This window comes from Pseudomonas sp. SCPG-7 (genome assembly GCF_002156405.1).
Lineage (GTDB): Bacteria > Pseudomonadota > Gammaproteobacteria > Pseudomonadales > Pseudomonadaceae > Aquipseudomonas > Aquipseudomonas parakoreensis.
Map to the genome: position 1 here is coordinate 1 of NZ_MVOO01000014.1, position 25,954 is coordinate 25,954.

25 protein-coding genes are annotated in these 25,954 nt (G+C 61.6%); 16 read left to right on the top strand and 9 right to left on the bottom strand.

Going from position 1 to position 25,954, the window contains the following annotated elements:
- Positions 1-272 precede the first annotated feature (272 nt).
- The 6 genes from kdpF to B1722_RS22125 all read left to right on the top strand — a co-directional run bounded on the left by kdpF (position 273) and on the right by B1722_RS22125 (position 8,335).
- Complete coding sequence (kdpF, locus tag B1722_RS22100) at positions 273-362, top strand: K(+)-transporting ATPase subunit F (RefSeq protein ID WP_007963673.1); 90 nt, start codon at positions 273-275, stop codon at positions 360-362.
- An 8-nt stretch (positions 363-370) separates the two neighbouring features.
- Positions 371-2,065, top strand: a complete 1,695-nt coding sequence (gene kdpA / locus B1722_RS22105) for a potassium-transporting ATPase subunit KdpA (protein WP_086794264.1) — start codon at positions 371-373, stop codon at positions 2,063-2,065.
- A 10-nt stretch (positions 2,066-2,075) separates the two neighbouring features.
- Positions 2,076-4,133 (top strand): potassium-transporting ATPase subunit KdpB, encoded by a 2,058-nt coding sequence (gene kdpB, locus B1722_RS22110; RefSeq protein ID WP_086794265.1) that lies wholly within the window; start codon positions 2,076-2,078, stop codon positions 4,131-4,133.
- A 131-nt stretch (positions 4,134-4,264) separates the two neighbouring features.
- On the top strand, positions 4,265-4,810 hold the full coding sequence (gene kdpC / locus B1722_RS22115) for a potassium-transporting ATPase subunit KdpC (RefSeq protein ID WP_041069457.1): 546 nt from the start codon (positions 4,265-4,267) through the stop codon (positions 4,808-4,810).
- A gap of 126 nt (positions 4,811-4,936) precedes the next feature.
- Positions 4,937-7,588, top strand: a complete 2,652-nt coding sequence (locus B1722_RS22120) for a sensor histidine kinase KdpD (RefSeq protein ID WP_086794266.1) — start codon at positions 4,937-4,939, stop codon at positions 7,586-7,588.
- Positions 7,589-7,636: 48 nt separating this feature from the next.
- Complete coding sequence (locus tag B1722_RS22125; protein WP_041069463.1) at positions 7,637-8,335, top strand: response regulator; 699 nt, start codon at positions 7,637-7,639, stop codon at positions 8,333-8,335.
- 141 nt (positions 8,336-8,476) lie between these two features.
- Here the strand turns inward: B1722_RS22125 and B1722_RS22130 are convergent, their stop codons facing one another.
- Positions 8,477-9,523 (bottom strand): patatin-like phospholipase family protein, encoded by a 1,047-nt coding sequence (locus B1722_RS22130; protein WP_041069466.1) that lies wholly within the window; start codon positions 9,521-9,523, stop codon positions 8,477-8,479.
- A 216-nt stretch (positions 9,524-9,739) separates the two neighbouring features.
- On the opposite strand from B1722_RS22130, the gene B1722_RS22135 reads away from it, so the two are divergent.
- The 3 genes from B1722_RS22135 to B1722_RS22145 all read left to right on the top strand — a co-directional run bounded on the left by B1722_RS22135 (position 9,740) and on the right by B1722_RS22145 (position 11,878).
- A complete protein-coding gene (locus tag B1722_RS22135; RefSeq protein WP_041069470.1) occupies positions 9,740-10,018 on the top strand; it encodes a hypothetical protein in 279 nt (92 codons plus the stop codon).
- Between the two features lie 79 nt (positions 10,019-10,097).
- Entirely contained in the window at positions 10,098-10,862 is a 765-nt protein-coding gene (locus tag B1722_RS22140; protein WP_086794267.1) for a CHAD domain-containing protein, read from the top strand.
- A 221-nt stretch (positions 10,863-11,083) separates the two neighbouring features.
- A complete protein-coding gene (locus tag B1722_RS22145) occupies positions 11,084-11,878 on the top strand; it encodes an acyl-CoA thioesterase II (RefSeq protein WP_086794268.1) in 795 nt (264 codons plus the stop codon).
- A gap of 5 nt (positions 11,879-11,883) precedes the next feature.
- Here the strand turns inward: B1722_RS22145 and B1722_RS22150 are convergent, their stop codons facing one another.
- The 3 genes from B1722_RS22150 to B1722_RS22160 form a co-directional block, all read right to left on the bottom strand.
- A complete protein-coding gene (locus B1722_RS22150) occupies positions 11,884-12,249 on the bottom strand; it encodes an Mpo1-like protein (RefSeq protein WP_041069479.1) in 366 nt (121 codons plus the stop codon).
- A gap of 188 nt (positions 12,250-12,437) precedes the next feature.
- Positions 12,438-13,919, bottom strand: coding sequence for a methyl-accepting chemotaxis protein (locus tag B1722_RS22155; protein ID WP_086794269.1), 1,482 nt, complete (start codon positions 13,917-13,919; stop codon positions 12,438-12,440).
- A gap of 209 nt (positions 13,920-14,128) precedes the next feature.
- Positions 14,129-14,935 (bottom strand): TatD family hydrolase, encoded by an 807-nt coding sequence (locus tag B1722_RS22160; protein WP_086794273.1) that lies wholly within the window; start codon positions 14,933-14,935, stop codon positions 14,129-14,131.
- Positions 14,936-15,172: 237 nt separating this feature from the next.
- Between B1722_RS22160 and B1722_RS22165 the strand changes: the two genes are divergently transcribed.
- From B1722_RS22165 to B1722_RS22175, 3 genes are all read left to right on the top strand, one after another.
- The gene (locus tag B1722_RS22165; RefSeq protein ID WP_086794275.1) at positions 15,173-16,594 is read left to right on the top strand and encodes a transglycosylase SLT domain-containing protein; all 1,422 of its coding nucleotides are present in this window, start codon (positions 15,173-15,175) and stop codon (positions 16,592-16,594) included.
- A gap of 108 nt (positions 16,595-16,702) precedes the next feature.
- Positions 16,703-17,137, top strand: coding sequence for a DoxX family protein (locus B1722_RS22170; protein WP_041069491.1), 435 nt, complete (start codon positions 16,703-16,705; stop codon positions 17,135-17,137).
- Positions 17,138-17,386: 249 nt separating this feature from the next.
- The gene (locus tag B1722_RS22175; RefSeq protein ID WP_016985510.1) at positions 17,387-17,695 is read left to right on the top strand and encodes a hypothetical protein; all 309 of its coding nucleotides are present in this window, start codon (positions 17,387-17,389) and stop codon (positions 17,693-17,695) included.
- Between the two features lie 5 nt (positions 17,696-17,700).
- Here B1722_RS22175 and greB read toward each other — a convergent pair whose 3' ends face one another.
- Genes greB through B1722_RS22190 form a run of 3 tightly spaced genes read right to left on the bottom strand, consistent with a single transcriptional unit; the run spans position 17,701 to position 21,420 of the window.
- The gene (gene greB / locus B1722_RS22180; protein WP_007964774.1) at positions 17,701-18,198 is read right to left on the bottom strand and encodes a transcription elongation factor GreB; all 498 of its coding nucleotides are present in this window, start codon (positions 18,196-18,198) and stop codon (positions 17,701-17,703) included.
- A gap of 34 nt (positions 18,199-18,232) precedes the next feature.
- Positions 18,233-20,737, bottom strand: coding sequence for an ABC transporter permease (locus tag B1722_RS22185; RefSeq protein WP_041069498.1), 2,505 nt, complete (start codon positions 20,735-20,737; stop codon positions 18,233-18,235).
- Positions 20,737-21,420 carry an ABC transporter ATP-binding protein gene (locus B1722_RS22190; protein ID WP_041069503.1) on the bottom strand — a complete coding sequence of 228 codons (684 nt, stop codon included), beginning with the start codon at positions 21,418-21,420 and terminating at the stop codon, positions 20,737-20,739. Before B1722_RS22190 ends, B1722_RS22185 begins: the two co-directional genes overlap by 1 nt.
- Positions 21,421-21,430: 10 nt before the next feature.
- Between B1722_RS22190 and B1722_RS22195 the strand changes: the two genes are divergently transcribed.
- The 3 genes from B1722_RS22195 (at position 21,431) to B1722_RS22205 (ending at position 23,496) form a co-directional block, all read left to right on the top strand.
- A complete protein-coding gene (locus tag B1722_RS22195) occupies positions 21,431-22,036 on the top strand; it encodes an arylesterase (RefSeq protein WP_086794277.1) in 606 nt (201 codons plus the stop codon).
- A gap of 57 nt (positions 22,037-22,093) precedes the next feature.
- Positions 22,094-22,387, top strand: a complete 294-nt coding sequence (locus B1722_RS22200) for a hypothetical protein (protein ID WP_003226812.1) — start codon at positions 22,094-22,096, stop codon at positions 22,385-22,387.
- 137 nt (positions 22,388-22,524) lie between these two features.
- Positions 22,525-23,496: a L,D-transpeptidase family protein gene (locus B1722_RS22205; RefSeq protein ID WP_041069516.1), complete on the top strand. Its 972-nt coding sequence runs from the start codon at positions 22,525-22,527 to the stop codon at positions 23,494-23,496.
- Positions 23,497-23,619: 123 nt separating this feature from the next.
- Here the strand turns inward: B1722_RS22205 and oprI are convergent, their stop codons facing one another.
- Complete coding sequence (oprI, locus tag B1722_RS22210; protein WP_025113130.1) at positions 23,620-23,871, bottom strand: outer membrane lipoprotei OprI; 252 nt, start codon at positions 23,869-23,871, stop codon at positions 23,620-23,622.
- A gap of 635 nt (positions 23,872-24,506) precedes the next feature.
- On the opposite strand from oprI, the gene B1722_RS22215 reads away from it, so the two are divergent.
- Positions 24,507-24,788: a GNAT family N-acetyltransferase gene (locus tag B1722_RS22215; RefSeq protein WP_025113131.1), complete on the top strand. Its 282-nt coding sequence runs from the start codon at positions 24,507-24,509 to the stop codon at positions 24,786-24,788.
- 63 nt (positions 24,789-24,851) lie between these two features.
- Here B1722_RS22215 and B1722_RS22220 read toward each other — a convergent pair whose 3' ends face one another.
- Positions 24,852-25,928, bottom strand: a complete 1,077-nt coding sequence (locus B1722_RS22220; protein ID WP_003226802.1) for a 3-deoxy-7-phosphoheptulonate synthase — start codon at positions 25,926-25,928, stop codon at positions 24,852-24,854.
- Between the last annotated feature and the right edge of the window lie 26 nt (positions 25,929-25,954).

Genomic DNA, 25,954 nt, shown 5'->3' on the forward strand with positions numbered 1-25,954 from the left:
AATGGCGATGACGAACGGTGGCAGTAAGACAGTTGCTCCCACAGGTTTGGCGTTGGAATCAAACTCTGCGGACCACGCAAAAAACTGTGGGAGCCGGGCTTGCCCGCGATGAGGCCCGACCTGACGCTGCAAAACCCCGCTGTAACGCCAGCATAAACCCACTCTTTACGCTTTCTTTATGCCTCGCTGCACCCCTCGGTCTCGTTCCTTTACAGCCTCCTTTCCGACAATGCCTCCACACGCGGCAATACGCCGTAACACGGAGATCTTCCATGAGCGTTCTGGACGGGGTGTCCCTGCTGTTGGCAGCCGGGCTGTTCATTTATCTGTTGGTTGCGCTGTTGCGCGCGGATCGGAACTAGGAGCGGCTATGCACAGTTATGACTATTGGCTGATCCTCGCTTTTTTTGCGGTGGTCTTGCTGCCGGCGCCGTTCCTCGGGCGCTTTTACTACAAGGTGATGGAAGGTCAGCGCACCTGGCTGACACCGATTCTCGGCCCGGTCGAGCGCGGTTGCTATCGGATTGCCGGGGTGGATCCGCAAGCTGAGCAGAGCTGGCAGAAGTACACGCTGGCCTTGCTGGCGTTCAACCTCGCGGGTTTCCTGCTGCTGTTCGCGATTCTGTTGTTTCAGGATCACTTGCCGCTGAACCCGCAAAACCTGCCAGGCCAGGAATGGACCCAGGCGTTCAACACCGCGGTCAGTTTCATGACCAACACCAACTGGCAGTCCTACAGCGGTGAAGCGACCCTCAGCTACCTGAGTCAGATGGTCGGCCTTACCGTGCAGAACTTCGTCAGCGCTGCCACCGGTCTGGCGGTGCTGGTTGCGTTGTGCCGTGGCATCGGGCGCAAGTCGGCCAAGACTCTGGGCAACTTCTGGGTCGACATGACTCGCGCCACGCTCTACGGCTTGCTGCCGCTGTGCCTGCTGCTGGCGCTGTACCTGGTATGGCAGGGCGTACCGCAGACCTTCGCGCAATATATGAACGCGGTGACGATGCAGGGCGTCGATCAAGTGATCCCGCTCGGCCCGGCGGCCAGCCAGATTGCGATCAAGCAACTGGGCACCAACGGCGGTGGCTTCTTCGGTGTCAACTCGGCACATCCGTTCGAGAACCCGACCGCGTGGAGCAACCTGTTCGAAGTCGCTTCAATCATCCTGATCCCGGTGGCGTTGGTGTTCACCTTCGGTCATTACGTGAAAGACCAGCGTCAGAGCCGCGCGATCATCGCCTGCATGCTCGCACTGTTCCTGATCGGCGGCGCGACGTCGCTGTGGGCCGAATATCAGCCTAACCCGGCGCTGAACAATGTCGCGGTCGAACAGACCGCGCCGCTGGAAGGCAAGGAAGCACGCTTCGGTACCACCGCCACCGTGCTGTGGTCGGTGACTACGACTGCGGCGTCGAACGGTTCGGTGAACGGCATGCACGACAGCCTCAACCCGCTCAGCGGCATGGTCGCGCTGGTCAACATGATGGTCGGCGAAGTGATCTTCGGCGGCGTCGGTGCCGGGCTCTACGGCATGTTGCTCAACGTGCTGATCGCGGTGTTCCTCGCTGGCCTGATGATTGGCCGCACCCCGGAATACCTCGGCAAGAAACTGCAGGCGCGGGAAGTGCAATTGCTGGTGGTGACCTTGCTGGTCATGCCGGTGGGCGTGCTGGTACTCGGCGCGATCGCCGCTGCTCTGCCTGGCCCCGCTGCGACCATCAGCAACCCCGGCCCGCACGGTTTCAGCCAGTTGCTGTACGCCTATACCTCGGCCAGCGCGAACAATGGTTCGGCGTTTGGTGGCTTGAGCGCCAACACACCGTTCCACAACCTGATGCTCGGTCTGGGCATGTTGATCGGTCGCTTCGGTTACATCCTGCCGGTACTGGCCCTGGCCGGCAGCCTGGCGATGAAGAAAACCGCACCGATCGGCCAGAACAGCTTCCCGACCCACGGGCCACTGTTTGTGACGCTGCTGACCGTGACCATTTTGCTGGTGGGCGGCCTGACGTTCTTGCCGACCCTCGCATTGGGCCCAATCGCCGAACATCTGAGCATGGGCTTCTAAGGAGTCAATGATGAATATGCCCGCAATCAAACCCGCCGCCGTCAAGGCGCCGGAACAAGCGAAAACCGCGATCTCGGCCCTGTGGCGTCCGGCGCTGGTGCAAGCTTTCGTCAAGCTCGACCCGCGCCAACTGGTGCGTTCGCCGGTGATGCTGGTGGTCGAACTGACGGCGATTTTCACCACCGTACTGTGCTTCATTCCGGACAACGTCGTGCCGACGTTCGTAGCCGCGCAGATTGCCCTGTGGCTGTGGTTCACGGTGCTGTTCGCCAACTTCGCCGAAGCCTTGGCCGAGGGGCGCGGCAAGGCCCGCGCCGACAGCCTCAAGGCCGGCAGCGAAGGCCTCAGCGCGCGGCGCAAACTGGCCAATGGCAGCTTTCAGGTAGTGCCTGCCGCCAACCTGCGCAAAGGTGATGTGGTGCGCGTCGAAGCGGGGGAGATGATCCCCGGTGACGGCGAAGTCATCGAAGGGATCGCGGCGGTCAATGAAGCGGCGATTACCGGTGAGTCGGCGCCAGTGATTCGCGAGTCCGGCGGCGATCGCTCGGCGGTCACCGGCAACACGCGCCTGGTGTCCGACTGGTTGCTGGTGAAAATCACCGCCAACCCCGGTGAGTCGACCCTCGACCGCATGATCGCACTGGTCGAAGGTGCCAAACGCCAGAAAACCCCGAACGAAGTCGCGCTGGATATCCTGCTGATCGGCCTGACCCTGATCTTCCTGCTGGTGGTGGTGACCCTGCAACCGTTCGCCCACTTCGCCAATGGCAGCCTGCCGCTGGTGTTCCTGGTGGCGCTGCTGGTCACGCTGATTCCGACCACCATCGGAGGCCTGTTGTCGGCCATCGGTATTGCCGGGATGGATCGACTGGTACGCCTGAACGTGATCGCCAAGTCCGGTCGCGCCGTGGAAGCGGCCGGTGACGTGCACGTGCTGCTGCTGGACAAGACCGGTACCATCACCTTCGGCAACCGTCGTTGCAGCGCGGTGTATGCCGCGCCGGGCGTGAGTGGTCGCGAGTTGGCCGAAGGTGCGTTGTTCGCCTCGCTGGCGGACGAAACCGCCGAAGGCAAATCCATCGTCGAGTACCTGCGCGGTCTGCACCCGCAATCCGAACCAGCGCTGGATACCTTGACTGCCGTGCCGTTCAGCGCGGAAACCCGCCTGTCCGGTGTCGACTATCAGGGCCGCGTATACCGCAAGGGCGCCGTGGATTCGCTGCTGGCGTTCCTTGGTCAACAACGCTCCGATCTGGCCCCGGCGCTGTCGCGGGAAATCGACAAGATCGCCCAGAGCGGCGGTACGCCGTTGCTGGTCTGCGCCGACGGCAAGCTGCTGGGTGCGATCCACCTCAAGGACGTGGTCAAGCCAGGCATTCGCGAGCGTTTTGCCGAGCTGCGCAAACTGGGGATTCGCACGGTGATGGTTACCGGTGACAACCCGTTGACCGCTGCGGCCATCGCGGCTGAAGCGGGCGTCGATGACGTGCTCGCCGAAGCCACCCCGGAGAAAAAACTGGCGCGTATCCGCCATGAGCAGAACGACGGCCGTCTGGTCGCCATGTGCGGCGACGGCGCCAACGACGCCCCGGCGCTGGCCCAGGCTGACGTCGGCATGGCGATGAACGACGGCACACAAGCGGCACGTGAAGCGGCGAACATGGTCGACCTCGACAGCGACCCGACCAAGCTGCTGGACGTGGTGCAGATCGGCAAGGAGTTGCTGGTGACCCGTGGCGCGCTGACGACGTTTTCCATCGCCAACGACGTGGCCAAATACTTCGCGATTCTGCCGGCGCTGTTCGCCGCGATTTATCCGCAACTGGGCGTGCTGAACATCATGCACCTGACCAGTCCGCAGAGCGCGATCCTCTCGGCCATCGTGTTCAACGCCCTGATCATCGTCGTGCTGATTCCACTGGCATTGCGGGGCGTGCGCGTGCAGGCGGCGAGCGCCGCGGCATTGCTGCGACGCAATCTGCTGATCTACGGACTGGGCGGGATTCTGGTGCCGTTCGTGGGGATCAAGGCGATCGACATGCTGCTGACGGCGCTGCATCTGGTGTGATCCATTCGCGAGCAGGCTCGCTCCCACAGTTGCAATGCGGTCCCCTGTGGGAGCCAGCCTGCTGGCGATGAAATCGAAGCGATCCACCTGAATTAACGCGGTATCCGCTTTCTGAATTCGAGGATTTTGCAATGTCCACAATGATACGTCCGGCCCTGAGCCTGCTGGTGCTGATGACCCTGGTCACCGGCGTGGTCTATCCACTGGTGGTGACCGGCGTCGCCCAGGTCGCCTTCCCTGAACAGGCCAACGGCAGCCTGGTGCACGATGCCGACGGCAAGGTGCGCGGCTCGTCGCTGATCGCCCAGGATTTCGTCGGTGATGCGTGGTTCCATCCGCGTCCTTCGGCGGGCGCGTTTGCGACCGTGTCCAGCAGTGCCAGTAACCTCGCACCAAGCAATCCGGCACTGGCCACGCGGGTGATCGACGACGCCAACAAGTTGCAGGTGCCCGGCCAGGGGCCAGTGCCCTTGGCGCTGCTGACCACCTCCGGCAGTGGCCTCGATCCGCACTTGCCACCGGCGGCAATTGCCTATCAACTGGCGCGTGTCGCGCAAGCGCGCAACCTGCCGGTGTCGACCTTGCAGCAACTGCTCGATGCGCACATCGAACAGCCGCTGGTGGGGCCGCCGGTGGTGAATGTGCTGGAATTGAACATGGCGCTGGAAAAGCTGTAATTCGGCGGCGCCCCATTCGCGAGCAGGCTCGCTCCCACAAGAGCAACACTGAACCTGTGGGAGCGAGCTTGCTCGCGAAGAGGCCACAACTGGCAACACATAAACATCTGACTGAAGAGATCAAGCATGAGCGACTCCGGCCGCGCCGACGCGCTGTTAGCAGACCTGCCCCGCGACGGCCGTGGTCGGCTGAAGATTTTCCTCGGCGCCGCCCCCGGCGTCGGCAAAACCTACGCCATGCTCCAGGCCGCACACACGCAATTGCGCCAGGGCGTGAAAGTCATCGCTGGCGTCGTCGAAACCCACGGCCGCGCGGAGACTGAAGCGCTGCTCGGCGGTTTGCCGCAGCAGCCGTTGGTGCGCTCGGAATACCGTGGCGTGATGCTCGAAGAAATGGACCTCGACGGTCTGCTTGCGGCTAAACCGAAACTGGTACTGGTGGACGAACTGGCGCACACCAACGCCCCGGGCAGTCGTCACGCCAAGCGCTGGCAGGATATTCAGGAACTGCTCGCCGCCGGCATCGACGTCTACACCACGGTCAACGTCCAGCACCTGGAAAGTCTCAACGATCAGGTGCGCGGCATCACCGGTGTGCAGGTGCGCGAAACCCTGCCGGACTGGGTGCTGCAGGAAGCCTACGAACTGCTGCTGATCGACCTGCCACCGCGCGAGCTGCTGGAGCGTCTGCGCGAAGGCAAGGTCTACGTGCCGGAACAGGCGCGAGCGGCGATCGATGCGTTTTTCACCCAGACCAACCTCACCGCGTTGCGTGAACTGGCGATGCAAACGGCGGCCGCGCAGGTTGATAACGATCTTGCGCAAGGCTATCGCCAACTCGGTCAGGCGGCTCCGGCGGTACGCGGGCGTTTGCTGGTCGGCGTTGATGGCGACGCGCATGCCGAACGCCTGGTGCGTCACGCCAGCCGCGTGGCCCAGCGCCGGCATTTGCCGTGGAGTCTGGTGCATGTCGACAACGGCACGGTGCGCGACGAGCAATCGCGCCTGCGCCTGCAAAACGCCCAGCAACTGGCCGAACGCCTCGGCGGCGAAGTGGTGTTATTGCGCGCCGGCGAAGTGGCGAAAACCCTGATCCAGCATGCCGCCGAACGCCGTGCGAGCCTGCTGCTGGTCGGTCAGTCGCGGCCGAGTCTGCGCCGTCGTCTGTTCGGTGGTGGACTCGCCGCGCGTCTGTTGCGCCAGGCCCACGGCCTTGAAATCAACGTCCTCGATAACGACCATGAACACCCGCAGCCGCGTCTGCGGGCGACGCCGACGCTGGTCTGGTTCGACTATCTGTTGGCGCTGGTTGCCACGGTGTTGGCCAGTGCCCTGGCGTGGGCTGTCTCGAGTATTTTGCCGCTGCCGAACATCTCGCTGGTGTTTCTCGCGGCGGTGCTGCTGGTGGCGGTGCGCAGCAGTCTGGGGCCGGCGCTGGCGTGCGCGGCGCTGTCGTTTCTGACCTACGATTTTCTGTTCATTCCGCCGAATTTTTCCTTCGCCATCCAGCGCGAAGAAGACGTTTTGACCTTGCTGTTCTTCCTGCTGATGGCGGCGCTCACCGGTAATCTCGCTGCGCGTCAGCGACGGCAGTTGCAGGCGCTGCGCGACACGCAGGAAGAGACCACCGAGCTGCTTGACCTGTCGCGCAAACTCACGGCGGCGACGGATCGTCAGGCCGTGATCAGCGCTGCCGCGCAGCACCTCAATGGCTGGAGTGATCTGCAATTGTGCCTGCTCAACCGCGACGGCCAGGGCGGCTGGAAAGTCGAGACCGGCGGGCCGCTGGAATTCAGCGAATCCGAACGTGCTGCCGCCGACTGGGCCTGGCAGCACGATCAACCGGCGGGCATGGGCACCGGCACGCTGCCGTTCGGTCGCTGGTGGTGGTGGCCGCTGTCGGTGGAAGACGGGCCGCTGGCGCTGCTCGGGGTCTGCGCCAAAGAGGGCCAGACCTTGAGCGGCCAGCGTCGACGCCTGCTCACCGCGTTGAGTCAGCCGCTGGCGCAGGCGCTGGCCCGGGCGCAACTGGCGGACGATCTGGAAGCCGCGCGCCTGCACGGCGAAACCGAGCAATTGCGCAGTGCGCTGCTGGCCTCGGTATCGCATGATCTGCGCACGCCGCTGACCGCCATGCGCGGCAGCATCGACAGCTTGCTGGCCCTCGGCGAAGCCATTCCACTGGAGGATCGCCGCGAGTTGCTCGAAGGCACGCGCGATGAAGCCGAACGCCTCGACCGCTACATCCAGAACCTGCTGGACATGACCCGCCTCGGCCACGGTGCATTGAAGCTCGCGCGCGACTGGGTAGCGCCGGCGGACATCGTCGGCAGCTCGCTCAATCGCCTGCGTGCAGTGCTCGCGCCGTTGCAGGTCAGCACCGATGTGCCGGCCGAGTTGCCGCTGCTGTTCGTGCACGCCGCGCTGATCGAGCAGGCGCTGGTCAATGTGCTGGAAAACGCTGCGCGCTTCTCGCCGCCACACGGTCGTTTGCAACTGAGTGCCGGCGCCAATGACGAAGAGATTTTCTTCTCGGTCAGCGACGAAGGCCCGGGAATTCCCGAGGACGAGCGGGCGAAGATTTTCGACATGTTCTACACCGCCGCCCGTGGTGATCGCGGCGGGCAGGGCACCGGTCTGGGGCTGGCGATCTGTCAGGGCATGGTCGGCGCGCATGGCGGGCGGATCAGCGTCGCCGACGGCATCGACGGCCGCGGCACTTGCATCACCCTGCACCTGCCGTTGCAGACGCAACCGGGGATGGACAATGAAGCCTGATCGCGACTGCGCTACTCTCTTGCCAATCTTTTGTGTTGATGTGAATTCATGAGCCAGACCGCGACCATTTTGGTCATCGATGACGAACCGCAGATCCGTAAATTCCTGCGCATCAGCCTCGCCTCACAAGGCTACAAAGTGCTCGAGGCCGGCACGGGTGCCGAGGGCCTGGCGCAGGCGGCGCTGAACAAGCCGGACTTGCTGGTGCTCGACCTCGGCCTGCCGGACATGGACGGCCAGCAGGTGCTGCGCGAGTTTCGCGAGTGGGCCACTGCGCCGGTGCTGGTGCTCTCGGTGCGGGCCAGCGAAGGGCAGAAAGTCCAGGCGCTGGATGGCGGCGCCAACGACTACGTGACCAAACCGTTCGGCATTCAGGAGTTTCTCGCCCGGGTCCGCGCGTTGTTGCGTCAGGCACCGGCTGGCGAGGCGCAACAGGCGGCGCTGTCGTTCGGCCCGTTGACCGTGGATCTGGCCTATCGGCGGGTGTTGCTCGATGGCGCCGAAGTGGCGCTGACCCGCAAGGAATACGCGGTGCTGGCGCAACTGGCACGGCATCCGGGCAGGGTGATCACCCAACAGCAATTGCTCAAGGACATCTGGGGGCCGACGCATACCGAGGACAGTCATTATTTGCGGATTGTCGTTGGGCATTTGCGCCAGAAGCTGGCGGATGATCCGACTCGGCCGCGGTTTATTGTCACTGAAGCTGGCGTCGGGTATCGGCTGATCAGTGATAACAGTCTGTAGGTTTCGGGTTGGCTGAGCTGACGCCTTCGCGGGCAAGCCCGCTCCCACAGTGGACGGTGTGAAATACAAATTTCAATAACTGCGCAGAACCCTGTGGGAGCTGGCTTGCCAGCGATGAGGCCCTGACAGCCAGCCGAGAACTCAGGGCTCTCTACTCTGCTCACTCTCATACCGATCCAGCGTATCCCGCGCAATCTCCCGCCCCAGCGCGATCAGTTCCGGCGCTTTGTAGAATTCGAAAAACCGGCACACGCGCTTCGGCACGTTGATCAGGATGTCCGGCGGATAGCCGGCGATCTTGTACTGCGCCAACGAGGTCTGCATCACCTCGAAACTCTGGTTGATCAGGTCCAGCAGTGACGCCGGCCCGACGTTGTCGATGATGAACGAACCGGTGGCGGATTTCGGCGCACCTTCGCGCTCGGGGGCCGCTGCCGGTTGCTGACTTTCCGGTTCGCTGCCTTCCAGCCACGGGTTGATGTCGGCCGCCTCCGCACGCCGGGCTTCCTGTTCAAGCAGCAGCAATTGCTCGGCCTGTTTGCGACGGAACGGCATCTTCGAACCCAGCGAACTGAGCAGACTGTCGAAGCGCGAACGAAACGCTGGCGGGCGCTGGATCACCGGCAATTTGTAATGCCGCTGGTTGGTGGCGTTGAGGTTGACCGCGATGATCAGGTCGCAGTGGCTGGACACCACCGGCACAATCGGCAACGGGTTGAGAATGCCGCCGTCCACCAGCATCCGATTGCCCTGCATCACCGGCGTGAACAGGCTGGGGATCGCCGCCGAGGCGCGCATCGCCTGATGCAGGCAGCCTTCCTGGAACCAGATTTCCTGCTGGTTGGTCAGGTCGGCGGCGACCGCGGTGTAGGGGATGCGCAGGTCTTCGATGTTGATTTCGCCGACGATCTTGCGGATCTGCCCGAAGACCTTTTCGCCGCGAATGGCCCCGAGACGAAAACTCACGTCTACCAGCCGCAGCACGTCCAGATAGTCGAGGGTTTCGATCCAGTTGCGATACTGATCGAGTTTGCCGGCCGCATAGATTCCTCCGACCACCGCCCCCATCGAACAACCGGCAATGCAGGCAATGTCGTAACCGCGTCTTTCGATCTCTTCGATGACTCCGATATGGGCATAACCCCGGGCGCCACCGGAGCCCAGCACCAGTGCGACACGCTTTTTCATCAAGCTTCCTCCCCGACAAGGCTTCACAATGCACCCATCCGGGGGCGGGCGACAATCGTCAGGGTCGTTCGGGGCCGCAGGCGCGTCGTTTTTCGCTACGGCGTGATCACTCGGCGCTATGCTTTGGTCACCGCAGATTCATGGGGCGCCAAGGCACTTTTCCCGCGCCGTAACGTCTTACCTGCACGACTGTTGACCTATTTTGAGGTGTGAGTGATGAAAGCCTGGATCTGTGTGCCGTTGATTGCGCTGGCATTGGCCGGTTGCGCTGGCAAGACTGCTTATCGTGACAGCTGTGGCAGTCAGCTCGATGCGGCGTGGCATGAACTGGACCTGGCCAAGGCCGAAGGTTTTGCCGGCACGGTCAGTTACTCCAAGGCGCTGTCGTTGCTGACGGCGGCCAAGACTCAACAGCAATTCGAAGGCTTCGAAGGCTGCAGCAAAAAGGCCGAGAAAGCCCGTTTCTATATTCGCGAATCCCGCGCCGGACGCTAAGCTGCTGACTTGACGCAAGGATGCGCGTGCCTTCTGACGGCAGACTCATCCTTCAAGCCATGTGAATCAGGAGCAAGTGATGTCTGCGTTGGTTGACCGGTTGGTGGCTCATGTCCTGAGTCTGGAAGTGCGTTTGCTGGCCTGTCAGGCGCGCCTGACCGCGCGTACCGACCCCGAGGCGCTGCATGACTTGCGCACTACGGTACGGCGCTTGCGCAGCCTGTTGCGACCCTTGCGTGGCTTGCCCGGTGTCGAGCAACTGGAAGTGGCGGCATCCGCGGTGGGGCAGTTGACCACGCCGTGGCGTGACCGCGAGGTGCTGGCGGCGTACCTGCTCAAGCATGATCAACCGCAAGCGGCGCAGCGGCGCATGGCGCAAATGGACGAAGCTTATCCAGCCTTGGCAGCCAGCGCCGAAGTGGCTTCGCTGCTGATCATCCTCGACGCTTTCCCGCGATTTTTGCGTGCCTCCGAGCGTCAGGGTCTGCTCAATGGGCTGGGCAAACGCATCGAAAAACGCCTGCACAAACAATGGAAAAAACTCGACGAGGCCCTGCACGATCCGGCCCATGATCGGCATCGTCTGCGCTTGCTGATCAAGCGCGTGCGGTATGGCATCGAAGCCTATCCGGAACTCGATCGCCTGCCTGAGCCGGCGCTGGAGCGGCTGAAGTCGGCGCAGGGCGCGCTGGGCGACTGGCACGATTGCTGGCAGTGGCTGGCGCGGGCCGAGCAGGAAAGCGATCTGCAACCCTGCGTCGCGACCTGGCAGGCGGGCCTGATCAAGGCTGAAGCCAAGGCGGATCGGGTGCTGGAAAAACTCAGTTCAGCCTGCTTCAAATAACCTCGATATCACCCGGCCCCTGTAGGCGCTGCCGAAGGCTGCGATCTTTTGATTTTAAAAAACAAAGATCGCAGCCTTCGGCAGCGCCTACAGGGGTTTTTCTTTGAGTGGGAAATCGGGGTAAGGCCTTTCTGTCAGTCCATTTGACCGGAATAGACGCTGCGGCGCTCTGCCATGCTGGTTAAGATCGCTGCATTCCTTTTTCGCTTGCCGAGGTTGTCATGCGCTTTTCCGATCTGCTCGAGGCGGTTCGTCGCCAGCCAGAAGTGACCATTCCCGCCGAGTGGGGTCAGGGCCGGGCCAGTTTTGGCGGCCTGGTCGCGGCGCTGCAATACGAAACCATGCGCGCGAAAGTGCCGGCCGATCGCCCGGTGCGTTCGTTGGCGATTACCTTTGTCGGCCCGGTGGAGCCGGACGTCCCGGTGCGTTTCGAAGTCGATGTGCTGCGTGAAGGCAAAGCGGTCAGTCAGGTGCTGGGACGTGCGATGCAGAACGGTCAGGTGGTGACGATCGTGCAGGGCAGCTTCGGTGCTTCGCGGCCTTCGGAAGTCGCGGTCGAGGCCTACCCGGCGGTGGAAATGAAACACTGGGACGAATGCCAGGAGTTGCCCTATATCAAAGGCGTGACCCCGGAGTTCATGCGGCACCTGGCGATGCGCTGGAGTGTTGGCGGCATGCCCTTCACTGGCAATAAATCGCGGCAGATGGGCGGCTGGGTGCGCTTGCGTGGGGACGTCAAGGAAGAACCGGTCAATGAGGCGCATCTGCTGGCGCTGGTGGATGCCTGGCCTCCGGCACTGTTGCCGTATCTGAAGAAACCGGCACCGGGCAGCACGTTGACCTGGACCATCGAATTCGTGCAGCCGCTACGCGACTTGAGCACGCTGGACTGGTGCAAATACCTGGCGGATATCGAGTACGCTGCCGACGGTTACGGCCATGTGGCCGCCAAGCTGTGGAGCGCGGAGGGGGAGTTGATTGCCATGAGTCGCCAGACCGTGACGATTTTTGCCTGAGTCACTCAGTGCCGACGATGGCGCTCCCGCCAGGCGCGCCACCAGCCGCCGCTGAGGAAAAACCGTGGAAAGGTCAGGAACTGCTCGACCAGCAAGCGTGACACGGCATCCTGGCGATCACTGAACGGCTCGGAGGCTTGCGCCTCCAGGCTGTGGCCGTGGCGCTGCAGACCCAGCGCCGCGACAATCCCGATTACGCCGATGGCGACACTGGCCAGGCTCAGGCTGAACACTCCGGACACGATCAACAGAAACGCGACGATGAACAACGGCACGGCAATCAAGTGCAGCACCAGATTGGTCGGGTGCTGGTGATTGTTCGGGTACGCGCGCCATTGCCACGCGGGAAGGTTGGGGTGACGTTTGCCCATGTTGACTACTCCTCGATCCATGTTGAACACATGCTTGAAGAATAGGCCGGGGCGGGTGGGGCGGCGAATCAAGGTTGGCTATTGGCATCATAGTAATGGTGAACAAAAAAAGATCGCAGCCTTCGGCAGCTCCTACATTGAAATGCGTATACCTGTAGGAGCTGCCGAAGGCTGCGATCTTTTGATCTTCAGAGTTTCAACTGCCCGATTGCCTTGTTGAGCTCCCCGGCCAACGTCGCCAACTCATTACTGGTGGTCGCCGAATCCACAGTCTGCTGCACGGTGTTTTCAGTCACATCACGAATACTCACCACTGCCCGATTCATCTCTTCCGCCACTTGGCTCTGCTGCTCGGCCGCCACCGCAATCTGCGTGTTGCTCTCGCGCATCTGCGCCACGGCGCCAGTGATTTCCGCCAGCGCCTCGCCAGCCTCCTGTGCCTGCTGCACGCAGTCGTCGGCCTTGTACGAACTCTCCTGCATGAAGTCCACCGCATCGCGGGTGCCGGCCTGCAGCGCCGAGACCATGGTGGTGATTTCATCGGTGGAGGTCTGCACGCGTTTCGCCAGGTTGCGCACCTCATCGGCGACTACCGCAAAACCGCGGCCCATCTCGCCGGCACGGGCTGCTTCGATGGCGGCGTTCAGCGCCAGCAGATTGGTTTGCTCGGCGATGCTGTGGATCACGCTGACCACGCCGTTGATCTTCTGGCTGTCTTCGGCCAGGCGCTGGATCATTTCGGCGGTCTGCTGCACGCCGCTGGAGAGTCCGGCAATCGACTGCTGTACGCGACTGACCACTTGTTGACCGCTGCCGGCCAGACCATCGGCGGTCTGCGACAGATCGCGGGTGGCGCCGGCGTGCTGGGCGATGTGATAAACCGTGGCGGTCATTTCGTTGATTGCGGTGGCGGCCTGATCGGTTTCACTTTGCTGACCGAGCATGCCGTGGCGCACTTCGTTCATGCTCGCCGCCAGACGCGCGGCACCGACGTCGAGTTGCCGCGCGGTGTTGGCGACGGTGGTGACCACCCGTTGGTAGCCAGCCTGCATCGCGTTGAACGCATTGGCCATCTGCCCGACTTCGTCCTTGCACGCCAGCGGCACACGGGCCGAGAGGTCACCGCTTTTCTCGACGTGCAGCATCACGTCTTTCAATGTGTTGAGTTGGCTGAGCAGGAAGCGGATCAGCAGTTGCGAAGCGCCGAGCATGGCCAGCATCAGGATGAACACTGCCACCGCGTAGTTGGCAAAACGTTCGCTGAACACTTGCGCCAGGCTTGGACCATAGGCAATGACTGCCACCTGCTGGCCGTCGGCACGGCTGAACACTTCGGCGCCCATTAACGGGTTATTGCCGAACAATGGCAGGTGATTGATTTCGTTCCAGCCGTTGTTGTCGCTGATCTCCAGCACCGGCTGATCGTTGAGGCGCGGCGCTTCCCCGCGTTTGAAGGTCAGAATCTGTTCAGCCTTGGGCAATGCCTGCCCGGCCGGCCAGGCCTTGAGCAATTGTGCCTGGGCCTGGGCGGATGCCTGCGCCGCGTGGCTGCGCGCCTGCTGTTCCAGTTGCACGGCGTACAGCACCAGCAACAGGGTGGTGACGAAAGCGACCGCGTTGACCGCCCAGAATTTGTATTTCAGCGAGATATTGCTAAGCCAGGCACCCATGGAGGTCTTCTCTGATAGCGGAAACAGTTTTGGCAAGGTGCCAGCATTGTGCCGCTATGCAGATCTGCGGATCTTGATACACATCAAAAGAACTCATCCCCCCTGTGGGAGCGAGCCTGCTCGCGAAGAGGGCGTGTCGGCCAACATCATTGACATCTGAACCACCGCTTTCGCGAGCAGGCTCGCTCCCACAGGGGGATTCTGGTGTGTCAGGGAAGGGCGGGAAGGTTGAAGAACGCGCGGGCACACGCCGTGGTATGCGCCGCCAGGTCTTCCTCGCTCTCGCCTCGGTGCAACGCCACTTCGCGCAATACTTCGGTCAGATACGCCGGCTCATTGCGACCGTTCTTCGGTTTTGGCCGCAGGGTGCGGGGCAGCAGGTACGGCGCGTCGCTTTCGAGCATCAGTCGTCCGCGTTTGATCTCCTTGACCAGCGAGTGCAGGTGCGTGCCGCGGCGCTCGTCACAGATCCAGCCGGTGATGCCGATGTGCAGGTCCAGATCCAGGTAACTGAACAAGGCTTTTTGCTCGCCGGTAAAGCAGTGCACCACAGCGGCGGGCAGTTGATCACGAAAGTCCCGGAGGATTTCCAGTAGACGCTGACTGGCATCCCGCTCATGCAGGAACACCGGCATTTGCAGTTCTACTGCCAGCGCCAGATGTTCTTCGAGGACTTTTTCCTGTTGCGGGCGCGGCGAGAAATCACGGTTGAAATCCAGCCCGCATTCACCCACGGCGACCACGTTTGGCTCGTGCAGCAGACTGCGCAACCGGCGCGCGCTGTCAGCATTCCAGTCACTGGCCGAATGCGGGTGAATGCCAGCGGTGGCGAACAGCTGTTGGCCGCCGTCATCCAGTTGCCGGCACAGCTCCAGCGCCTGTTCGCTACCTTCGACGCTGGTGCCGGTCAGCACCAGTTGGCAGACCCCGGCAGCGTAGGCGCGGTCGAGCACGGCCTGATGTTTTTCAGCAAAACCGGGGTTGGTCAGGTTGACGCCGATATCGATGAGTTGCATGGTTCTACCTCGGGCCGAAGGCCGGAAAGCATACCAGAGCTGTAGATTTATAAGAAAAGCCAAGAACTACAAAGAGTTATAGCTGTCTTTTGATGCCGTGACAGAGCCCGGGTTGGCGCAAAAGCCATCACTGTGCCAGTCTCTCGCACTTTGCCAGCGCTCCAGGCGCTCTGTTTTCGTCGGCGATTTTGACCGTTCAGCGGTTAAGAAACGCCCTGTATTCTTTCCGGAGAGTGGATGCATCGTCCCTCGGTTTTGCTCCTGTTGTGTGCGTCGCTGCTACTGCCGATAACGGCGGTTGCGCGCTTGCCCGGGCCACAGCAAGCCGTGCCGGCCGCCAAGGTCCGCGACCTGTCGGAGATACGCAGCAGCCGCGTACTGCGAGTGCTGGTCAACCAGAGTCGCAACAGCTCCGGAGAAGTCCAGGGCCAGGCCATCGGTGTCGAATACCATCGCCTGCGCGCCTTCGAGCAGTACCTCAATGGCCACGCCCGCGACGGCCAGGAAGTCACTCTCAAGATCATTCCCAAAGCCAAGGATCAACTGCTCGGCGCGTTGCAACGCGGCGAAGGTGATCTGGTGGCGCCCGGCGAGCTGCTTGATCTGCAGCCCGGCCACGCGGTGGCCAGCAGCGAGCCGATCGCCAGCAATGTGCCGCTGGTGCTGGTCGGTATCAAGGGCGAGCGTCGTTACACCAAGGTCGAGCAGCTTTCCGGCAAGACCCTGGCCTTGCCAACCGGCAGTGCGGCAGGGGACGCGGTGAGCCAGCTCAATCAGAAACTGGCGCTGCACAAACTGGCGCCGATCAAGATCGAATGGGTCGATCCGACGCTGGCGGTCGAGGACGTGCTGGAGATGGTGCAGGGCGGAATTTTCCACCTGACTATCGTTGAGCAACCGATCGCCGAGCGCTGGGGCAAGATCCTGCCCAAGTTGCGTTTCGACCGGCAATTGATGATCAGTGAACCGGGTGAGGAGTACTGGTTCGTACGCCGTGATGCCTCGATGCTGCGGGCGAGCATCGATCGCTTCCTGGTCGGCTACAGGAAGCCGGCGAACGAGGATGCCGAATTCCTGCGGATCTATCGGCGCCTCTACCAAGTGCACTATCCGTTGGCCAAGGCTGACCGTCAGCGTCTGGAAAAACTGCGCCCGACCCTGCAAAAACACGCCGACGCGCAAAGCATGGATTGGCTGAATCTGGCGGCGCTGGCCTTCAAGGAGTCGGCCCTGCAACCCGGCGCCCGCAGCGGCAGCGGCCCGACCGGGCTGATGCAGATCACTCCGTCCGCGGCGCAGCGGGTCGGTGTGAACAACATCCAGAATCTCGATGCGAATGTGCAGGCCGGGGCCAAGTATCTGGCGATGATCCGTCGCAAGTTTTTCAACAGTCCGAAACTCAATGAGCGCGAGCGCATGGCGTTCACCCTGGCGGCCTACAACATCGGCCCGGAGCGGGTGCAAGGCATGCGCGCCGAGGCGCGCCGGCGCGGGCTGAATCCGAACCAGTGGTTCTTTCAGGTCGAGCGCATCGCCATGGAGCAGGTGGGCATGGGCCCCGTCAGCTATGTTAATAGCGTGAACAAGTATTACCTGGCGTTCGACCGGGAGCGGGAGTCGCTGGAGCCCCGGGGACAGAAAGTCGCCTCACGTAAATGATCTAATAATTTGATTGTTATGGCGGAATAATTGCGCTTTTAACATGAATTTAACTGATTAATATAGCGGCCAATCCCAACACACTTCTCGCAAAACAAGGAATGCCTCATGAGCTCACTGATCAACAAGGTTCTGTTCACCCGCGCCGGTTACGGCCTGACCATTCTGCGCATCGCGGTCGGCGTGATCTTCGCCGCGCACGGTTCGCAAAAACTGTTTGGTCTGTTCGGTGGTTACGGTCTGGCGGGCACCGCGCAATACATGGACAGCATCGGTCTGCACCCGGGTTACCTGATGGCCACGCTGGCCGGCGGTACTGAGTTTTTTGCCGGTCTGGCGTTGATTATCGGCCTGCTGGCGCGCCCGGCGGCGCTGGGTCTGACCTTCCTGTCGCTGGTGGCGATCTTCACCGTGCACATCAGCAATGGTCTGTTCATGGCCAACAACGGTTACGAGTTCGCCCTGGCGCTGCTCGGTGGCAGCCTCGCGGTGATGATCGAAGGCGCCGGCAAGCTGTCGGTGGATCGCGCCATCGCCGGTTGAGCGCTCTGGATCAAGCAAAAGGCCCGCATTGTGCGGGCCTTTTTTTGTTGTGGCTGATTCTTGACACTCATCGGTCACGTTCTCTAGGATGTTGCTCATGCGCCGATTTAAACAGCTACTTGCGGGGCGCCAGGTGACTCAGACAGTTACCGTCAGAAGCCGGAACAGGGCTTCGAAATACCGCTAAAGCGCTGGTTCGGTGTTGCCTCTCACCTGCCATGCAGACTTTTGAGGCAGAGACACGACACGATGAATGCACTACGCCCTCCAGCACGTCCCGCGCCGATCACGGCACACATCACCCAACGCAATCCAAAAATCCTGCTTGGCGGCAAACACCAGCCGACGCTGTTGCGTTATCTCGATGGCTGGCCACGTCGCAGCGGCGGTCCTGCCGCGTTCCTGATCCAGTTCGTTGAAGATGGCGAGTCGCTGGCGCGGTTTGCCAGTGACAGTTTTGACCTGGCGGTGATTCAGGCACCAAGCGCTGAAGACGCTCCGGAAATGATCAAGCAGTTGGTTCGCGTCGCGCGGCAAGGTTTGATCACCCGCCGCTGAAACGCTCAGGGATAGTCGATCGCCACGATATAGACAAACTGCTCACCGGTTGGCGTCTGCACCCGAACCTCGGCGTCCAGCGCCTTGCCGATCAAGGCACGAGCCAGCGGTGAGTCAATGCTGATCAGACCCAGTTTCAGATCCAGTTCATCAGGGCCGACGATACGGTAGCGCGACTGCTTGCCGTCTTCGTCCTCGATGGTCACCCAGGCACCGAAGTACACCTTGTTCGGATCGCTGGGTTTTTCGCTGACGACCTTCAGTGCTTCGAGTCGCTTGGTGAGAAAACGCACGCGGCTGTCGATCTCGCGCAGCATTTTCTTGCCGTAGGTGTACTCGGCGTTTTCCGAACGATCACCCTGCGCCGCTGCCTCGCTGACTGCCTGCGTCACTTGCGGGCGGCGCACATGCCACAGTTCATGGAATTCGGCGCGCATCCGCGCTTCACCTTCAGGGGTGATCAGCGCGGTGCCGGCGGTGCGGGGAGGGCGATAACGGCTCATGGTAACTTCTTGTGGTGACGAAGGCTGGAGTCTATCAACCCTCGCGCAAGACTGTCAGCGGACTCGCATTCAGTGCTCGACGCGTGCCGAACACGCCGGCACCGCCAATCAGTGCGGCGCCAATCAATGGCAGCACCAGCAGCCATGGATGCGGATGCCATGGCAGATCGAAGGCAAAGCGATACAACACCAGACTCACGACTTCCGAACCGATCGCCGCCAGCAAACCGCTGACCGCGCCGAGCAGACCGAACTCGATACGCCGCGCCTTGACTAGCAACTGCCGTTGCGCGCCCAGTGCGCGTAACAACGCGCCTTGGCGAATGCGCTCGTCCAGCGTGGCCTGCAAGCCAGAGAACAGCACCGCCATCCCCGCCGCCAGCACAAATAACAACACGTATTCCACCGCCAGGGTGACCTGAGCGAGGATGCTGCGCAGCTGTTCGAGCAAGGCTTCGACCTGAAGGATGGTCACCGCCGGGAATGCCCGTGACAGTTCGACAATCTGCTGATCGTGACCGGGTGCCAGATAGAAACTGGTCAGGTAAGTCGCCGGCAGATCCCTCAGGGTGCCGGGCTGGAAGATCATGAAGAAGTTCGGCTGGAAGTTGTCCCAATTGATTTCGCGCAGACTGGTGACCCTGGCTTCACGATTGACCCCGCCCACGCTGAACACCATGCGATCGCCGAGTTTGAGCTTGAGGCTTTCGGCGACTTTGCCTTCCACCGACACGCCCGGTATGTCTTCCGAGGGTTGCCCGGTCCACCACACACCGGCGGTGAGCGTGTTGCCGGCCGGCAAGTCGGCGGCCCAGGTCAGGCTCAAGTCGCGTTGCACTGCGCGGTCGCCGGCGGAATCCTTGCTGACGATCTGCTGCACCGGTTCGCCGTTGATGCTGATCAGCCGTCCGGGCACCACTGGGTACAACGGTGCCGCTTGAGCCGAGACTTTGATCAGGTGGTCGGTGAAGGCTTGTTTGTCCGCTGGCAGGATGTTCAGGGCAAAGTAATTCGGTGCGTTTTTCGGCAACTGGTTTTGCCAGGTGTCGAGCAGCTCGCCGCGCAGCAGAGCGATCAATGCCATCGACAACAGGATCAGACCGAACGCCAGCGCCTGCCCGGCCGCCGCCAGCGGATGACGCAACAACTGACCCAGACCGAGGCGCCACGGCAGCGGCGCACGGGCGAGCATCCGTCGCAGGCTGTTGAGCAGCAACAACAGCAAACCACCCAATACCAGCGCCGCGATTACACCGCCGCCCAGCAGGGCGAAAGTCAGCAACAGATCCAGACTCAGGCGCCACATGATCAGACCCAGTGCGCCCAGTGCCGCGCCGTAGACCATCCAGGTACTCGACGGAATCGGCAGCATGTCACGGCGCAGCACGCGCAGTGGAGGTACCCGACCCAGCGCAGCAAGCGGTGGCAGGGCGAAACCGGCGAGTGCGACCAGGCCCGTACCGATGCCGGCCATCGCCGGAAACAGGCCGCCTGGCGGGATATCCGCGGGCAGAAGATCATGCAGTAGAGCAAACAGCCCCAGTTGTGCCAGCCAGCCAAGCACCGCGCCACTGAGGGCGGCGAACAAACCCAGTACGCTCAGTTGAATACTGAACAACAGCATGGTTTCTCGACGCGACAAACCGAGGCAGCGCAGCAAGGCACTGGCGTCGAAGCGACGACTGGCAAAGCGGTTTGCAGACAGTGCCACGGCCACGCCGGCCAGCAGTACCGCGACCAGACTGGCCATGTTCAGATAACGCTCGGCCTTGCCCAGTGCGCCGCCAATCTGCCGGTTGCCGTCACGCGCATCCTGAATGCGCTGATTGGCGGCAAGGCCCGGTTTGAGCAATTGCCGATAGGTTTCCAGCGCCTGCGGTTCGCCGCGCCACAGTTCGCGATAACTCACGCGGCTGCCGGGTTGCACTACGCCGGTGGCGGCGAGGTCATCGAGGTTGATCATCACCCGAGGCGTGAGGCTGTAGAAGTTGCCGGCGCGATCCGGTTCGTAGGTCAGCACGCGGGTCAGTTTCAGCGTTTTCATGCCGACGTCGATGCTGTCGCCGATTTTCAGGTCCAGGGCGGTCAGCAAGCGTGCCTCGACCCACGCTTCACCGGGTTGCGGTTCGCCGCCGGTTGTCTCGGCGGCAAGCGGCGCCGGGGCACTTTTCAGTTCGCCGCGCAGTGGATAAGCGCGGTCGACGGCTTTGATGCTCGATAACTGAATGCCGTTGTCGGTGGCGACGACGCTGGAAAACTCCACCACCTGTGCATGATTCAAACGCAGCTCGGTGCCGCTGCGAATCTGTTCGTCGCGGGCTGGCGAACTGCCTTCGAGGACCAGGTCGGCGCCAAGGAACTCGGTGGCGCGCAGCATCATTGCGCCGTTGAGACGGGCGCCGAAGTAACCGATGGCGGAACTCGCGGCCACCGCCACCAGCAGGGCGAAGAACAACACGCGAAGTTCGCCGGCGCGAGCATCGCGCAGCAATTGGCGAAGGGCGAGACTGAACAGGCGCAAGAGCGGCAGACGTGCCATCAAGGCTCCAGAGGGGCGACCAGCAGCCCGGCTTCAAGTCGAATCAGGCGCCGGCAGCGATGGGCCAGGCGTTCGTCGTGGGTCACCAGTACCAGCGTGGTGCCGCGTTCCTTGTTCAGTTCGAACAGCAAGTCGCTGATGCGCTCGCCGGTGTGGCTGTCGAGGTTGCCGGTGGGTTCGTCGGCGAACAGCACGTCGGGCTCGGCAGCGAAGGCGCGGGCAATCGCCACGCGCTGCTGTTCACCACCGGAGAGCTGGCGCGGCGAGTGCGTCAGGCGCTGGCCGAGGCCGACGCGCTGCAACAATTCAGTGGCGCGCTCACGGGCGTCCTTGCGGCCATCGAGTTCCAGCGGCAGCATGACGTTTTCCAGGGCGTTGAGGCTGTCGAGCAACTGGAACGACTGAAAGACGAAGCCTACGTGCTCGGCACGGATGCGCGCGCGCTGGTCCTCGTCGAGACTGCTCAGGCCTTGTCCGGCGAGAATGACTTCGCCGCTGCTCGGCAAATCGAGACCGGCGAGCAGGCCGAGCAGGGTGGATTTGCCGGAACCGGACGCGCCGACGATGGCCAGGCTGTCACCCTGGTTCAGTTCCAGGCTGAGTTCGTGCAGGATAGTCAGTTCACCTTCCGCGCTGGGAACCACTTTGCTGAGGTTCTTCGCGGTGAGAATGCTTGCGCCCATGGAGAATCCGATGCGTGTGTGGTTTTTGAGTGCTGGCCTGGCCTTGATGTGCATGGCCCAGAACGCAGCGGCGGGTACTGTCCTGATCGTTGGCGATAGTATCAGCGCCGGTTTCGGACTGGATACCCGCCTGGGGTGGGTATCGCTGCTCGAGCAACGGCTCAAGGCTGAAGGTTTTGACGACAAAGTGGTCAATGCCTCCATCAGCGGTGACACCAGTGCCGGAGGCCAGGCGCGCCTGCCGGCGCTGCTTGCAGAGCATAAGCCGGAACTGGTGATCCTCGAATTGGGCGGCAATGACGGCCTGCGCGGAATGCCGCCAACGCAATTGCAACAAAACCTTGCGGCAATGATCGACAGCTCGCGCCAGACCGGTGCCAAGGTGCTCCTGCTCGGCATGCAATTGCCGCCCAACTACGGCAAGCGTTACACCGATGCCTTTGCCGAGGTATACGGCAAACTTGCGGACGAGAAAAACATCCCGCTGGTACCGTTTTTCCTCGAAGGCGTGGGCGGGCATCCCGAGCTGATGCAGGCCGATGGTCTGCACCCGGCCGCCGGGGCTCAGGGCAAGTTGCTGGAAAATGTCTGGCCGACGCTAAAACCGCTGTTATGAGGCTTTTCTAGTGACAGGCTTTCGGCTAATGTGGCGCCCCCTTATTTGGAGGCCCCGATGCCGCGTCCTGCCTGGTCCCTGTTTGCCTACCAACTGATCGAGCCTGACGAACAGCTGGATCTGTTCGCCTGCCAGGAAGTGCGGGTGCATCTGGTGACCCGTCAGCTCGAACTCGGTGGCTCGGCCGACCGCACGTTGTGTGGCAGTCTGTTGCCGGCGCAACCGCGCTGGTCCAGCGTCGATCGCCGGGTGTTCCAGGATCAGCGTCTGTGTTCGTTGTGCCGGGCGATTCTCGAGTCGCAAAAACGTGGCACCTCGCCGATCTGGCCTGAGTTGCGTTTCGAGCTTTAGGACCAATAGATCGCAGCCTGCGGCAGCGCCTGCATGAAGACTTCTGGCTGCCCATCGGCGCATCTCCCCGAATTCCCGAGGTGCGGTGTACAATCGCGCCCTTATACCCCTTGTTGATCATGCGAAGGATTTTCCGGATGTTGCCGCGCTTTCCTGCCGTCACCCGCTGCCTGTCACTTGCCGCCCTGTGTGTGGCCGGTCCCGTTGCTGCATTGGAGTTTCCCCTGCCACCGCCTGGTGAGGACATCATCGGTCAGGTGCAGGTGATCAAGGCCAAGTACGAAGACACCTTTGCTGACCTGGGGACCAAGTACGACCTGGGCTATTCGGAAATGGTCGCGGCCAACCCGGGTGTCGATGCCTGGCTGCCGGGCGCGGGTACTGAAATCGTTCTGCCGACGCGGTTCATTCTGCCGCCGGGGCCGCGCGAGGGCATCGTGATCAACCTCGCCGAATACCGTCTCTACTACTACCCGAAAGGCCGGAACGTGGTGTACACCTTCCCGCTGGGTATCGGCCGTGAAGGTTGGGGTTCGCCAATCGCGCATACCTCGATCACCGCCAAGACGCCGAACCCGACCTGGACCCCTCCTGCGTCGATCAAGGCCGAGCACGCCGCTGATGGTGATCCGCTGCCGAACGTGGTGCCGGCCGGTCCTGACAATCCGCTGGGCCCGTTCAAGTTCACCCTGGGCACCCCGGGCTACCTGATCCACGGCTCGAACAAGAAGTTCGGCATCGGTATGCGCACCAGCCACGGCTGCTTCCGGATGTTCAACAACAACGTCCTGGAAATGGCGGCCATGGTGCCGGTCGGGACTTCGGTGCGCATCCTCAATGACGCGTACAAGTTCGGCAGCAGTGGCGGCAAGGTCTATCTGGAAGCGCACACGCCAATCGACGACAAGGGCAATCCCTCGGTGGTCGACAAGCACACGGCGGTGATCAACGCGATGCTCAAGCGCGAAGACGTGACCAACAATCTGCGCGTGAACTGGGATGTGGTGCGTGATGTGGTGGCGGCCGAAGACGGTTTGCCAACCGAAATCGGCACGCCGAATACCTCGGCACCGATTGTCTCGAGTGCGCCGATCGACCTGCAGCAATAAGGCCGACCCAGACCCGCCGATGCAAGAAGCGTCGGCGGGTTTTTTATTGTCCGGACAAAAGCTGCAGGCACAAAAAAGCCGACCCAGAAACTGGGTCGGCTTGATAACAATCCCGAGGGATTATTACTTGCGGCTAGCTTTGTCCAGCATACGCAGAGCACGCTCGTTAGCTTCGTCAGCAGTCTGTTGTGCTTTTTGAGCAGCAGCCAGAGCTTCATCAGCTTTACGGTATGCTTCGTCTGCACGAGCCTGGGCGCGAGCAGCTGCGTCTTCAGTAGCGGTCAGACGTGCTTCGGTTTCTTTCGATGCGCTGCTGCAACCGGTAGCCAGAACTGCGGCCAGAGCCAGAGCAGAGAATTTCAGAACGTTGTTCATCGTGTTCCCCTTCAAGGACTTTCAATTAAGTGGCTTTCTCCTCCGATTGAGGAAATAGCCGGCGTACATACTACCCATTACTTGTAGTAAGTAAACTGACGTAGCGCAAGAAGCAAAAAAAATTGTAGGCGTTGATTCTTTTTCGAGCAACTTTTAACGGGGCTGATTAAAAAATATCCAGCTGCAAGCCCCTGCCTGAGCGAGTTAATGAGAAAAAGTTCCCGCTGTCACGTGCTGTTTTCGGCGTCTTGCACCAAGTCTGCCTAGATGAATTCGTCTACACTTTTGTTCCGATTTTGCATGACGCCTCACATATCTTTGTCGCTCTTGAGGTGACTTTAAAGAAGAGCCTGCGTCTTAAGTCTCGACATCCGGCAATGTTCAGGTGAGCGCCTCGGGATATGTTCCCCGCGCCTGCCACTACGCCCATCGGAGTTATCCGTACAACCTGCACGATGACGAGCGCACCTTGAGCATTTTTGCCAATGGTGCCTACTATTTATCACGTGCTCGGTTGCGCGAGATCGGTGTGGCTTTTCTCGGTGTCCATCAGGCACGGGGTGGCGTAGATGTTCCTTCGCCGGAAAAACATCGGTAAGGTAGGGGTCAGAATTCAAGACCCGCGAGGAGTAGTGATGAGCGAGGCGTTGTCCATCCACCATGACCAGGCTGGTCATCAGTTCGAGACCAATGTGGACGGTCATCGTGCCTACCTGACCTATATGGATCTGGGGAAACAGACCCTGGATATCTACCGCACCTTCGTGCCCAACGCCTTGCGCGGTCGAGGCATCGCGGCAGCGCTGACCGAAAGCGCGCTGCAGTACGCCGAAGAAATGGGTTACACGGTGATTCCGTCGTGCTCCTACGTCGAGCGCTATATGGAGCGCCATCAGAAGCGCGCTGCGAAAATCTGATCACCCCTACACACAAAAACGCCGGGCAATGCCCGGCGTTTTTTTATGCCTGCGAAACGCTGATCAGCTGCGCTGACGCTTAGGCAGCACATCCTTGAGCTTGGCGTGCATGCTGCGCAGGGTGTTCTCGGTGGCGGACCAGTCGATGCAGGCATCGGTGATCGACACGCCGTATTGCAGGTCGGCGAGGTCTTTCGGGATGGCCTGGCAGCCCCAGTTCAGATGGCTCTCGACCATCAGGCCAATGATCGACTGGTTGCCTTCGAGGATCTGGTTGGCGACGTTCTCCATCACCAGCGGTTGCAGGGCCGGATCCTTGTTGGAATTGGCGTGGCTGCAATCGACCATGATGTTCGGCTTGATCTTCGCCTTGTTCAGCGCCTGCTCGCACAGGGCGACGCTGACCGAATCGTAGTTCGGCTTGCCGTTGCCACCACGCAGCACCACGTGACCGTAGGCGTTGCCCTTGGTGGTGACGATCGACACGCCACCTTCCTGGTTGATACCGAGGAAGCGGTGCGGGCTGGAAACCGATTGCAAGGCGTTGATCGCCACGGTCAGGCCGCCATCGGTGCCGTTCTTGAAGCCGACAGCCGAAGACAGGCCGGAAGCCATTTCACGGTGGGTCTGGGATTCGGTGGTACGCGCGCCGATGGCCGACCAACTGATCAGATCCTGCAGGTACTGCGGGGAGATCGGGTCGAGGGCTTCGGTGGCGGTCGGCAGGCCTTTCTCGGCCAGGTCCAGCAGCAACTGGCGACCAATGTGCAGGCCGTCCTGAATCTTGAACGAGTCATCCAGGTACGGATCGTTGATCAGGCCTTTCCAGCCGACGGTGGTCCGTGGCTTCTCGAAATACACGCGCATGACCAGATACAGGGTGTCGGAGACTTCCTCCGCCAGCACCTTGAGGCGGTCGGCGTATTCGTGGGCAGCCTTGATATCGTGGATCGAGCACGGGCCGATCACTACGAACAGACGGTGGTCGGTGCCATCAAGAATGTTGCGAATGACTTCGCGGCCCTTGGTGACGGTGCGCAGCGCAGCATCGCTCAGAGGGATATCACGCTTGAGCTGATCGGGAGTGATCAGGGTCTCGTTAGAGGCGACGTTTAGGTCGTTGATCGGTAAATCAGCCATCGTTTACTCGTCAGGTCACGGGTGCC